The following is a 12,030-nucleotide window of genomic DNA, read 5'->3' as shown; positions in this document are numbered from 1 at the left end:
TGATAGGCATGCAAATTTGAAGTATAAGTATGGGAACAGGCATTTCTGGTGCAGAGGATATTATGTTGATACAGTAGGAAGAAATGCAAAAGTAATTGAAGAATATATCAAAAACCAATTACAAGAAGACATAGCTTCAGATCAAATATCATTCAAAGAATACATAGACCCGTTCACGGGTAGCAAGGAAACAAAGGCATGAAAAACGAACAGCCGCTTTAGCGGCTGCCCGTAATAGTAATGCGGTTGGCGGAACCATTCAGTGCGTCTTGAGACGCTGTGCCAGTAATATGCCCTTTTAGGGCTGGTGCATACCACCAGTTTAACTGGTGGTTTTGATTATAACGGCAGCGTTACTATAAACGTCGCCCCACCGCCAGGGGTATCTGTAAGTGTAAGAGTACCGCCGTGCAGTGCCGCAAGCTCCTTCGCAACCGAAAGGCCAAGGCCGAAATGTGCCTTGTCGGTACGGCTTTTTTCCATTCGGTAAAAACGTTCAAACACTTTTCTCTTTGCCTCATCAGGTATACCCGGCCCATGGTCGACTACTGAAAGCTGTACGTTGCGGTGCAAAAGTTCTGCCTTAAGCAAAATGGGCGTGCCCGCCGGGGCGTAATCCATGGCGTTGGAAAGCAAAATGACAAGCAGCTGAACCAGCCGTTCCTTGTCGGCATTAATGGCAGGCAGCACCTCTTCCGGCAGGCACAGCTGCAGCACATGGCCCTTCTGAGAAGCCAGTAGCCGCATCTGCTCATAAACCTCAATACACAGGGTATCGGTTTCTACAGGCTTGGGGGAAAGGCTCCAGGTCTTGGCGTCTGAACCCGCGAGCAGGAACAGGTCGTTTACGAGCCTCGCCAGCCGTTCGGTTTCCCGCTGCGCAATCTCCAAGAACCGTGTAGCTTCTTCAGGCTGTTGCCTGGCAGCAAAAATATTGGCGTTAATCACGGCAAGAGGGTTGCGCAGCTCGTGGCTTGCCGCCGCTACAAAGTCGGATTGCTCGCGAATCGCTTCCGCTGTGGGGCGGATGGCAAGCCCCGCAATAAACCAGTTCACTGTGTACAGCGCAAGGATGCCGATAACGCCGAGACCGATGTAGAGCAGCAACAGGTTCACAAGATGCTGGCTCCGTGCCGAGATATCCTCCAGAAGCACTAGATTGTACCATCCGTATTGTATGGGAATGCGAACTACGGTTACTTTATACGGCTCTCCGGACTGTCCCTTAAGGGCAAAATCCAGCTGCTGGGCATATAGGGAGGAGTGCGGTGTGCCGGTAAGCGATACACCCTGCTTTTCCGCCTCTGCCTTTGCAAGCCCTATCAGTATGCTACGGTCGGTTGCCGTCTTCCACGAGCCCTGAAAATGCAGTGCGACCCCTTTATCCTCTATATGTATAATACTTCGAGAATCGGTCTCAAGTGTCGCCAGCCATAAGTCTTTGATACTGCGCTCGGTCTGCAGCTTGATTACAATCGAGGTAACGGTGTTTTGATGCAGCATGTCCATACTGGAGCTGTATTGCTGCTGTGCCATGAGATAGGTAATACTGAGCGTAGCACCCAACACAACGCCTGTAAGCACAGTAAATATAATGGTTAAGCGTCTGCGAAGCCTGCATAACATCAGTATTCCTCATGCCTTTCCTTTTGATGATAAACCCTTAAAACCGGCGGTTTTCTCTGAATACCGGCTTATTTAGCATTCTCCATACGGTAACCTATTCCGCGAACGGTAGTTACAATAGCTGAAGCGCCAACCACGCGGATACGCCTGCGCACGAAGTGTATGTAGCTGTCTAAGATAGCCTCCTCCACCTCAGTATCCGGCCCCCATATCTTCCCAAACAAGATTGTACGGGAAAGGGTTTGTCCGCTGTTTGAAATCAGCGCCGCCAACAGCTCGCTTTCCTTTTTTGAAAGAGTGCATTGCCCCTTTGGCCCGTTTAGTATCAGCTGCGCGGTATCCAGCGTGATATCCGCAAACTGCTTTAGCCCATCCGGCTCAGTATTTGCGGGGCGCCTGCATAGAGCGCGTACCCTAGCTAACAGCTCCCGCATGTCAAAAGGCTTCACAAGGTAATCATCTGCACCGGCATCCAGGCCGTCCACGCGGTCACCGATGCGGCCCATGGCAGTCAGCATCAGCACCGGAGTGGTAATGCCCTTAGAGCGAGCAGCGTTCAGCAGGCTTAGGCCGTCCAGGCCAGGCAGCATGCGGTCAAGCAAACACGCATCATAGAGCCCTTGATTTAAATAATACAAGCCATCCTCTCCGTTATGGCAGGTATCTGTCTCATACCCAGCCTGACGAAGCTGCTGTATCACGGCTGCACATAAATCCTTATCGTCTTCTATCATCAGGATACGCATCGAAGTTCACCTCATTTTATTACTCCCATTATACAGCTTTAATCTTAAAATAACCTAAAATTTTCTTAAACTTTTTCCATAAATAAGTATTACATTATTATTGCTCTTTGAACCATATCACAAATGTTCAGACATAGAATATTAACATTTTTAATCATAAACCTTCATAGAAGCAAATGATTATTTAAGGATTTTTTAAGACTGCGTTGTTATAGTTTTATTAGGATATGGAACCATATGACATTCAAGATAAGGAAGGGATAACCTTGAGCAGTAGAAAAAGAATACTGGCGGCTCTGCTTGGAGCAGCCATCATCAGCACCTCTTTTACCGCGTGTAATAGCGGTACAGCCAACACAGACAGCACGATTTCAAAAGAACAGACACCGAAGGGCGGCTATGTTGAAACGGAGATCACTCCGCCTAATGTTACCGGAAACCCGCTTGGGTTGTGGGTAAATACCGATGGCAGCATTGATTACTGGGCAGAAAACGCAAGCAGCCCCACGGGGAATGGGCTTTACCATTCAACAGACAACGGTGCCACCTGGCAGCAGGTAGATTTGAATTGGGTGAATGACCTGAAAGCCGGGCTTTTGAAACTGGCGGTAACCGGTTCCGGCAATTATTTTGCGGTCACTCAGGGCAGTTCTCTTTTCGAAGTCTGGAAGGTTAACAAAGGTGAAAAGCCTGTGAAAATACCTGTTTCGGGCTTGGAGGATGCCGCAAAGGGCGGAAGAATACTAACCCCCATAAAGCTGCAGGCAATAGGGGAAGACAGCTTCTTACTGGAGTATATGACAATGTCAGCAGAGCCGCAGCCAGGTGGATCAGACACCGGCGTAACTGTTAAGTCACCGGGTGCTGAATCAAAGAATAGCTCTTCAAACTCCGCTTTAGAACCCGGCAGCTCCTCCTCGGAAGAAACGCGTAAAAGCGGCACAGCATATTTTAGTTATTCAGCAAAAGATGGTTCGGTTTCCAGCGACCAGTTCAAGCAGGTAATGGGTATCTATAACGTAAAAGGCGAGCTGGTTAAAGTCATGGATAATCTACCTGATATCCGCGCTTGTGCGACAAACGAGCAGGCGCTGTTTATGATGGATTATTCCGGTAAAATACAGGCTTCCGAAATTTCTACGGGAAACCTTCTTTCCCAGTATGCAAGCAACGCGGAAATCAAGGATATGAATACAGCATTTACCGTGGATAAGGACGGGAACGCCTACCTTGCATCAAATTCGGGCATTCAGCGCATCGCGTCCGGCGGCAGTCTTGCTGAAACTGTACTGGAAGGCAGCATGTACAGCATAGGAACCCCCACTGCAAGCGTAAAGCACATATGTAATGCAAAGGATGGCAGCTTCCTACTGGCGTGCGAATCTTCAAATAATACGGGAAAGCTTTACCGTTATGTTTACGACGAAACGATTTCTGTTAGCCCGGATAACACCTTAACGGTTTGGTCGCTTAAAGAAAGCCCGACCGTGCGAGCGGCAATTCCGGTATTCCAAAAGAAGAATAAGAATTTCCGCGTAAACTATGAGGTTGCCCTTACCAAAGAAGCAACTGCCGCAGGCACGCAGGATGTATTGCGCAGCCTTGTTACCGAGCTGCTTGCAGGCAAAGGCCCGGATGTTCTTATACTCGACGGATTGGATTACCAAAGCTACAAACAGCAGGGGCTTTTAGGCGACATTTCAAAGCAGATGGACGTTTCGGGGCTTTATCAAAGTGTCATTAAGCCCTTTCAGGGAAGCGACGGCCTGTATGTGCTGCCCACACGCTTTTCATTGCCGCTGCTCTTTGGTAAGAAGAGCGGGCTGGATACGCTCAACAGCCTGAAAGACCTTGTCGCGGCTATTGAAAAGGCGCCGCAGCCCAAACAGGTTGCTATGAATTCGCAAGACTACAACAAGGCATTCCCTGAAGCGGAACGCTCGGCGTTTTCGTTTGAAGATCTCCGTGATGCTTTTGATTTCTTCTACAATGTCAGCGAACCGACTATAATCAATGACGGCAAGGGTATACAAACGGATGCGCTCCGCCAGCTTCTCGATGCGGTGAAAACCGTTTCTGATAAATACGAACTTGTTAAACCCAACACACAAACAGAAGAAGTTAAGATTGGTGTAGCAGCATCAAATTCTAATGGCTTTGTAGTAATAAAGAAAAGCCTGATGGACTATTCAATGGAGCATACCCTATATGGCAGCAACAATTTCACAGCACTTGATGTTATGCGGTTTATCATATCCTCCGGCAGTATTGGTGAACCGGATGTCAAGCTTATGCCGGGTTTGTGCCAGGGAGTTTACTACCCGTCTGCAATGGCAGGAGTAAATGCAAAAAGCTCCAAACAAAAGGAAGCACTCGCATTCATCGCCTCAATGCTAAGCGACGAAGTGCAAAGCTTTACACTCGGTGATGGCTTGCCAGTTACGCAGAGTGGGATGAAGCTGATTATTGATACCTATAACAAAGAAAATGAAAAAAACGCGTTTTACGGCGGTGCCACTACAAAAATACCACCACTGAAAATGGATATCAACAGCCTTATTTCTCAGGTTTCCACGCCTGTAACCATAGACACTGCAATGGCCGATATTATCTTTAAGTCCGCAGAGCGTTACTGCAAAGGGGAAATCAGTATTGAAGATGCAATAAAGGCCATTAGTTCGGAAACCGAGATTATTCTTGCCGAAAAGAAGTAGTAAGTAGTGTAAAGACCGGAGCAGCGATGCTGTTTCTGGTCTTTTACATAACGAAAGCAGTATTAACGATTAACTACAGCAAAGCAAGACGACAGAACGGAGATGTATTCTACTGAAATACAGTAAGAATAGAAACAGCATCAACAGACATATGCGCAACAGTACGGCATACCTTTTTCTGGCCCCAAGTTTGGTCGGCTTGTGTATCTTTGTACTGTTTCCCTTTGGCGATATGGTTCGGCGCAGCTTTTTTAACACTATCGGCTCCCGCTTTACAGGGCTTGAGAATTATACAAGCGTTGTAACCAATACCGCCTTTCAGCAGGCAGTTACCAACACCGCGAGATTCATCTCGGTATGTATCCCGCTGCTGCTTTTGATAAGCCTTGTGCTGGCACTTTTAGTGCGGTTTATTCGCCCGCATGGGAAGGTGTTCAAAACAAGCTTCCTTATTCCAATGGCGGTACCGGTGGCAAGTATTGTACTGCTGTGGCAGGCGTTGTTTCATAAGATGGGGATTATTAATAATATCCTCGCCTGCATGGGGGGCACCCCAATTGACTTTATGGAGACGGATGCCGCATTTTGGGTGCTGATTATCACCTACCTGTGGAAAAACAGCGGCTACACCATGATTCTGCTGCTTGCGGGGCTAGACGGTATTCCTAGCCAGATGTACGAGGCGGCGGGCGTAGACGGCGCGGGTACGCTGCAAAAATACAGGTTTATTACTCTGCCGGAGCTGTTCCCAACCCTGCTGCTCACCGCAGTGCTCAGCCTTTTAAATTCCTTCAAGGTGTTCCGCGAGGCCTACCTTGTGGCGGGCAGCTATCCGCACAAAAGTATCTATCTTTTACAGCATTTGTTCAACAACTGGTTTTTAGACCTTGATTTAGGCAGGCTGAGTGCCGCCGCTGTGCTGGTAGCGGCAGCATTGCTGGGGTTGATGATAGTGCTGTGGCGGATGTGGAAAGGGGAGGATGCTCTGTGAAAACCAAGTGCAAAGGTATTATTCCTGCAATTGCGGTACTCATGGTTGCGGCTCTCCCCGTTTGGTGGGCCATCTGGTTTATGATTGCGGGAGCCTTAATTCCGCTGGATGAGCTGAAGGCAACCATCGGGCCCGTACTGGGAATAGAGGAGAGCGGCGGATACGCTTATTGGCCAGTTCTGCCAAGCTACCCCACGCTACGGCCCGCGGTGGAGCTATTGCTGGATACCCCACAGTTTTTCACAATGTTCTGGAACACCTGCAAGCTGGTGTTTCCGCAGGTGCTCGGGCAGTTTCTGGTGGGTGCTCCCGCGGCATGGGCGTTCTCACGGCTACGTTTTCGCGGGCGTACAGCAATGTTTGCCATTTATACAATTCTGATGCTGATGCCTTTTCAGGTAATGATGGTGCCTAGCTATCTGGTGGCCGATACATTGGGGCTGATGGATTCAATATGGGCGGTTATTCTGCCCGGCGTGTTCTCTACCTTTCCGGTATTCATCATGGCAAAGGGCTTTGATGCTGTACCATTTGCGGTGCTGGAGGCGGCTTCTCTGGATGGTGCAGGCCCGCTGCAAACCTTCGTCCGCATCGGAGTGCCGTTAGGGGTACCAGGCATTCTTTCGGCGCTGGTGCTGGGCTTTTTAGAAGCATGGAACGCCATAGAACAGCCGATGACCTTCTTAAAAACGCGTTCCAACTGGCCGCTCTCGCTTTTTTTACCGCAGATCGTTTCCGATAAGGTCGGGCTTGCGATGGCCTCCAGTCTCGTAATGCTGGCACCTACGGTACTGATCTTCCTTTTCGGGCAGAAGTATCTGGAATTGGGTATACAGGCAAGCGGTTTGAAGGAGTAGCACTTGGCCATGACAGGAATGAAAGGCATGATTAACAACATGAACAATAAAGAGTCTATTTTAACGTCGGTAAAAAGCCGGCTGCCGCGCTTTCAGGATTCCAACCAGAAGAAGGCACTTGCCAATATCTCGTTTTTTTTTGCACTGATGCTGGTGCTCACCTTGGTTGCGCGCGGAACTGCGGCTGCAAATATGCCAGTCGTAACAGTAAAAAGGCCTGCAATGGGTGAGATTGTACAGCGTATTAAGCAATGCGGAACGGTGAAGGGCGCAACCGGAGAGGCACAGCAGGCGGTATCGGGTATTACAGTTGATGAGCTTCTTGTATCCAACGGGCAGGCTGTGAAATCGGGCGATGCGGTTGTAAGGCTAAACCTCAAAGAGATTACACAGGAGCTTGATAAAGAGCAGGTAGCACTTCAAAAGCTGCAGCTAAGGGTATCGCAGCTAACAAAGCAGGAGGAAACCGACCGCAATGCGCTAAAGCAGGCACAGCAGGCTCTCGCATGGGCACGAGAGGATTTTGATACTGTGGTGCATAAGAGTGATGATGTTCTGGACGAAACCAAGGAGGCCTACCTGAGTGCACGGGATACCCTAGAAAAGGCCAAGAATGCGCTTGCGGCGCTGGAGAAAAATCCGGATGCAAGCGCAGATGATCTCAAGGCTGCGCGTGAGCAGGTTGCTGCGGCCCAAACTGCCTACAATGCAGCGAGGGATGCTTTTTACAATGCAGATTCCGCTGCGGATGCGCAGCTCACCGAGGCAGACCGCAGTGTAATTCGGGCCGAAAACACCCTTGAACAGGCCATTGATAACGTACGAAAGGCCGAGGAACAAGCGAAGGAACAGGCAGATACCAATTCGCTGGAGGCCAAAGGCCTCACATTGGATGTCGCGGAAAAGAAATCCCGTATTGAAGGGCTGAAGTTACTGAAGAACAGCAAGGGGATAATGACGGCACCGAAAGATGGAACCGTTCGTGATCTGAGCCTTACCAAGGGCCAGAAAACCACCGAGACGCCGGCCTATTATATTGCGGATGATACCGTCGGCTACCTGCTGGAATTAGTACTCACCGAAAAACAGGCGAAGCTCGTAAAGACAGGTACAAAGGCGGTAGTTACCAGGGATCGTGCAAAGCTTGAGGCGATAGTACAGGCACTCGCCCCCAAGGGGGAGGATGGCACTATGACTGCAACCCTGAGCCTGCCCAAAGAGGATTGGCGCGACGGGGAGCAGGTTCAGGCCGAGATGGAGATAAGCCGTAAGCGTTACGACCTTTGTCTGCCGATCTCTGCGGTTCACAGCGGCAGTGACGGGGATTATGTACTGGTAATTGATAAGCAGAACACAATTTTGGGCCTGCAGAATGTGTTGCGCAAGATGCCAGTAACGGTGGAAGAGAGCGACGACAGCTCCATTGCCGTAGCCGGAGCACTTTTTACCGAAAATGATGTGGTCATTACCGGTTCAAGGCCTGTTGAGAGCGGTGATCGTGTGAGGATAGATTCATGAAACAGCTGCTCATAAGACTTGCCGGGCTGCTGATGCTTTTCTTATTGCTGCTTGCTGCTTTCGGGAATGCCGAGCGGTTTTGGGAGGTATATCAAGCGCCCGTCAGCCTGCGCTACGATACCCCACTTACCCAGCAGCAGGTGGAGAACGCGCTTAATTATGCCAAAGGAAAACAGAATGAGGAGGGCTGCTGCCCGACCTTCTGGCTTCAGAAGAACAGCGAAAAGGTAAAAGCTGAATACGCCGAGGTTTCTACGCCCATGATTATCGGCCTTGGTGAGGGTGATCTTATCATGCCCGCACGCTTTATTACAGGCGGTTGGCCGGGGGTATATGATGAAAACGGCTGCGCTGTATCCATGCAGCTTGCATGGAAGCTATGGGGTGATACAGACGTACTGGGCAAAACAGTGGAATATAACAAGCACAAACTGATTGTCCGCGGCGTTTTTGAGGGATCCGAGCCGCTCATATACACAACCGGCGGCACCGATGTCGGATACACCTGCGCAGAACTTGCGCCATTAGCACATAGTGACCGACGCCAGGCCGCTGAACGCTTTTGCATGTATTCAGGGCTTTCGCTCCCGCCTTACATGGTTTATGGCAGCTCGATGCATACTATTCTGTGCTTATTATGCTGGCTCACGCTGGCTTTGCCGGCCATTGTTCTGCTTTACCGCCTTGTAGCCTGCTTGCCCAATCATCTTCAGCGCTGGGCGGGGCTGAGCTTGCTTTTTGTCGTGGCAGTGCTGCTGCCGTTTGGGCTTGCGCAGCTGCCTGGCTGGATGGTTCCTACCCGGTGGAGCGATTTTGCATTTTGGGGGCGGTTGATTCAAACGTTCAAAGATTGCACAGAGGAGTGGTTCGCACTGCCTGTGTTGTTTAAAGATGTTGAGGCAAAATGGCTGCTGGTGAAACAGGTTTTGATATTTTTTGCATCCTTCTTTATAACTATACTGTTTATTACAACAAAAACCAAAGGCATGAACGGCAGAAGCTGATTCATGCCTTTGGTTTTTATACTTATCTCAATTATAGAACATCTGAAGAATGGAGCAAAGAGCTTGGACTTATGGCATTTTGTTAAGACTCGTTGAAAGCTTATAATAAGAGATTAGTATTGTATGCTTAATCTTAATCCGATTAGCTATACTAAAAGAAGGACGTTGCAATATACCTTAAAATAATGTTTTTGCAAGGAGGATGTTTTAGTGATAGGATTAGGTGACGAGTATGCGTTGCACAACGGCGTAAGGATTCCATGCATCGGCTACGGAACATGGCAGATGCCCGATAATGAGGAGACTGTAAACAACATTAAAGAGGCAATCGCTTGCGGCTATCGGCACATTGATACAGCTTCGGCATATGAGAACGAAGCGAGTGTCGGTAAAGCGGTGCGGGAAAGCGAGGTAGCCCGTGAGGGGCTTTTTATTACAACAAAGCTGTGGAACAGCGATCACGGCTACGACAATACCCTGCGTGCCTTTGAAAAAAGCTTAAGCCTCCTTCAAATGGAGTATGTGGATCTTTACCTCATCCACTGGCCGGTGCCGGTGCACCATAAGGAGGATTATCAGGAGCTGAACCGTGAAACATGGCGCGCATTCGAGCGGCTTTACAATGAGGGCAGGGTAAAGGCCATAGGCGTAAGCAACTTCTTAATTCATCACCTGCAGGAGATTATGCAGGACTGTGAAATCAAGCCCATGGTGAACCAGGTCGAGCTGCACCCCGAATATCCCCAGCAGGAGCTTGCTGATTTTTGCAAAAACAACAATATTCTTGTTGAGGCATGGAGCCCATTAATGCAGGGCCGTATCTTCCAGCTGCCGCTTCTGCGTGAGCTTGGGCAGAAATACGGCAAATCGGTTTCGCAGATTGCTATCCGTTGGATTTTACAAAAGGGTATTGTACCACTCCCAAAAGCTTCGGGTGCTGAGCATATCCGGCAAAACGCCGATGTGTTCAGTTTTGAGCTGCAGAAGGAGGATATGCTGAAAATCGACGCCCTCAAGGGTATCGGCAGAATCGGTTCCGACCCGGAGCATATCGATTTTTAAAACAGAAAAGAGGTTTACAGTAATGAGCAGTCACTATCTGAAGAATATCGACTTTGAAGCACCGCTCGCCCTTAAGGAGCTGGTAAGCTGCCAGCCGGGGCAGGTAGTCAGCCGTACGCTTGCTCAAAACAAAGCGGTAAGTATTACCCTGTTTGCCTTTGATAAGGGTGAAGAGATCAGCTCTCACCGGTCGGAGGGAGATGCAATGGTTGTGCTGTTTGATGGAAATGCAGAGATTACCATCGGCGATAATACCTTTACGGTAGGTGAGGGGCAGACTATTGTAATGCCTGCAGGAATCCCTCATGCACTGAAAGCCGTTACACCGTTTAAGATGCTGCTTACCGTTGTTTTTAAAACAGAATAATCTAAACCTTTAGGTATAATCAAGCGGCGGAACTTCAGCTCTGCCGCTTAAAATATTATAACTTTACTTTGATCGTTCAGCATTTTCGGCATTAACATCGCTGTAATCCTTATTCTTTTCAAACCAGCCTTTGGCGTAGGAACAGCTTGGAATGGCGCGTCTTCCTTCGCTTCTCAGCTTCTCGGCACACGCCTTCAAAAGCTGCCCCGCAATGCCCTGCCCCCGTAGGGAGTCGTCAACGAAGGTGTGGTTAATCTCTGCAACCTTAGAAGAAACGGCGGGGTAGGTTACCTCTGCCAGCAGCTTTCCGTTATCGTCTGTATAATAGATACGTCCCTCTTCGTATTTAAAATCCATAAGCATCCTTCCTTTTTAAGTATTCTACTATTTTAGTATATTATATCGCTGTATCCCTGTCAATATAGTATAACATTCTTCTTCTGTTATAGTCTTCTGCAAAAGCAATTGTAATAGTTTAGTTGAGCAGCAGGCCAGTTTATTACCTGAAACCAGTTTTCAAGGTATTCGGCCCTGCGGTTTTGATATCTTAGATAATATGCGTGTTCCCAAACATCCACCAGCAGAATGGGGCATAGGCCTGCGGCGGTAACAACATCTTGATTAGCGGTGCTTACCACCGTCAGCCTGCCGTTGGCAAAGGTTGCAAGCCATGCGTAGCCGGAACCGAACCGTGCCAGTGCCGTAGCAAGCAGACGTTTTTTAAACTCATCGAACGAGCCGAAGCAGCGTATAATGGCGTCGTACAAGTTGCCGGATTGCGGTAATTTTGAGGCGGGAGACATCAGACTAAAGTATAGGTTGTGGTTATAAACCCCGCCGGCATTATTTTTAACCTTTTCACGTATCTGATCGGGTAGCCGATCGCTGCAGGCAACAAGCTCTTCCAGAGTCATATCCTGTAACGGCGGGCAGCCGGAAAGCACGGTGTTCAGGTTGTCAACGTAGGTTCTCAGGTGCTTGTCGTGGTGCAGCGCCATTGTTTCGGCATCAATATACGGCTCCAGCGCATCATAAGCGTAGGGCAGAGGAACGAGCTCAAACGGGTAATGATTATTCACCGCCATCAGTCCTTTCATCATAGTATATTTTACAACCGGTTAAAAAAGAATCATTCTATACTTAAA

12 protein-coding genes are annotated in these 12,030 nt (G+C 48.9%); 8 read left to right on the top strand and 4 right to left on the bottom strand.

Going from position 1 to position 12,030, the window contains the following annotated elements:
* The coding region (locus BLR50_RS02770; RefSeq protein WP_205408656.1) for a transposase at window positions 1-202 on the top strand (202 nt) is incomplete at its 5' end.
* 137 nt (window positions 203-339) lie between these two features.
* Here BLR50_RS02770 and BLR50_RS02765 read toward each other — a convergent pair.
* Both BLR50_RS02765 and BLR50_RS02760 read right to left on the bottom strand, forming a co-directional pair.
* Complete coding sequence (locus BLR50_RS02765; protein ID WP_092638287.1) at window positions 340-1,626, bottom strand: sensor histidine kinase; 1,287 nt, start codon at window positions 1,624-1,626, stop codon at window positions 340-342.
* Window positions 1,627-1,694: 68 nt separating this feature from the next.
* Complete coding sequence (locus tag BLR50_RS02760) at window positions 1,695-2,372, bottom strand: response regulator transcription factor (protein WP_092638285.1); 678 nt, start codon at window positions 2,370-2,372, stop codon at window positions 1,695-1,697.
* A 266-nt stretch (window positions 2,373-2,638) separates the two neighbouring features.
* On the opposite strand from BLR50_RS02760, the gene BLR50_RS02755 reads away from it, so the two are divergent.
* The 7 genes from BLR50_RS02755 to BLR50_RS02725 all read left to right on the top strand — a co-directional run bounded on the left by BLR50_RS02755 (window position 2,639) and on the right by BLR50_RS02725 (window position 10,885).
* Window positions 2,639-5,086: an ABC transporter substrate-binding protein gene (locus tag BLR50_RS02755; RefSeq protein ID WP_092638283.1), complete on the top strand. Its 2,448-nt coding sequence runs from the start codon at window positions 2,639-2,641 to the stop codon at window positions 5,084-5,086.
* A 151-nt stretch (window positions 5,087-5,237) separates the two neighbouring features.
* On the top strand, window positions 5,238-6,077 hold the full coding sequence (locus BLR50_RS02750; RefSeq protein WP_092638281.1) for a carbohydrate ABC transporter permease: 840 nt from the start codon (window positions 5,238-5,240) through the stop codon (window positions 6,075-6,077).
* Window positions 6,074-6,934 (top strand): carbohydrate ABC transporter permease, encoded by an 861-nt coding sequence (locus BLR50_RS02745; RefSeq protein WP_341465402.1) that lies wholly within the window; start codon window positions 6,074-6,076, stop codon window positions 6,932-6,934. Before BLR50_RS02750 ends, BLR50_RS02745 begins: the two co-directional genes overlap by 4 nt.
* 9 nt (window positions 6,935-6,943) lie before the next feature.
* Window positions 6,944-8,452: an HlyD family efflux transporter periplasmic adaptor subunit gene (locus BLR50_RS02740; protein WP_143008025.1), complete on the top strand. Its 1,509-nt coding sequence runs from the start codon at window positions 6,944-6,946 to the stop codon at window positions 8,450-8,452.
* Window positions 8,449-9,456, top strand: coding sequence for a hypothetical protein (locus tag BLR50_RS02735; protein WP_092638277.1), 1,008 nt, complete (start codon window positions 8,449-8,451; stop codon window positions 9,454-9,456). Before BLR50_RS02740 ends, BLR50_RS02735 begins: the two co-directional genes overlap by 4 nt.
* A gap of 210 nt (window positions 9,457-9,666) precedes the next feature.
* On the top strand, window positions 9,667-10,518 hold the full coding sequence (locus tag BLR50_RS02730) for an aldo/keto reductase (protein WP_092638275.1): 852 nt from the start codon (window positions 9,667-9,669) through the stop codon (window positions 10,516-10,518).
* Window positions 10,519-10,540: 22 nt separating this feature from the next.
* Window positions 10,541-10,885, top strand: coding sequence for a cupin domain-containing protein (locus BLR50_RS02725; RefSeq protein WP_092638273.1), 345 nt, complete (start codon window positions 10,541-10,543; stop codon window positions 10,883-10,885).
* Between the two features lie 63 nt (window positions 10,886-10,948).
* Here BLR50_RS02725 and BLR50_RS02720 read toward each other — a convergent pair whose 3' ends face one another.
* Both BLR50_RS02720 and BLR50_RS02715 read right to left on the bottom strand, forming a co-directional pair.
* Window positions 10,949-11,242 carry a GNAT family N-acetyltransferase gene (locus tag BLR50_RS02720; protein WP_092638271.1) on the bottom strand — a complete coding sequence of 98 codons (294 nt, stop codon included), beginning with the start codon at window positions 11,240-11,242 and terminating at the stop codon, window positions 10,949-10,951.
* Window positions 11,243-11,328: 86 nt separating this feature from the next.
* The gene (locus BLR50_RS02715; protein WP_092638296.1) at window positions 11,329-11,964 is read right to left on the bottom strand and encodes a superoxide dismutase; all 636 of its coding nucleotides are present in this window, start codon (window positions 11,962-11,964) and stop codon (window positions 11,329-11,331) included.
* Window positions 11,965-12,030 lie beyond the last annotated feature (66 nt).

Origin of the sequence: Acetanaerobacterium elongatum, from assembly GCF_900103835.1 — a bacterium.
GTDB classification, from domain to species: Bacteria; Bacillota; Clostridia; order Oscillospirales; family Ruminococcaceae; genus Acetanaerobacterium; species Acetanaerobacterium elongatum.
This window is presented reverse-complemented; position numbering and strand designations above follow the sequence as displayed.

Coding starts and splice junctions, on each gene's coding strand:
- BLR50_RS02725 (WP_092638273.1), top strand. CDS start 10,541: ATGAGCAGTCACTATCTGAAGAATATCGACTTTGAAGCACCGCTCGCC.
- BLR50_RS02735 (WP_092638277.1), top strand. CDS start 8,449: ATGAAACAGCTGCTCATAAGACTTGCCGGGCTGCTGATGCTTTTCTTA.
- BLR50_RS02740 (WP_143008025.1), top strand. CDS start 6,944: ATGACAGGAATGAAAGGCATGATTAACAACATGAACAATAAAGAGTCT.
- BLR50_RS02760 (WP_092638285.1), bottom strand. CDS start 2,372: ATGCGTATCCTGATGATAGAAGACGATAAGGATTTATGTGCAGCCGTG.
- BLR50_RS02720 (WP_092638271.1), bottom strand. CDS start 11,242: ATGGATTTTAAATACGAAGAGGGACGTATCTATTATACAGACGATAAC.
- BLR50_RS02750 (WP_092638281.1), top strand. CDS start 5,238: ATGCGCAACAGTACGGCATACCTTTTTCTGGCCCCAAGTTTGGTCGGC.
- BLR50_RS02765 (WP_092638287.1), bottom strand. CDS start 1,626: ATGTTATGCAGGCTTCGCAGACGCTTAACCATTATATTTACTGTGCTT.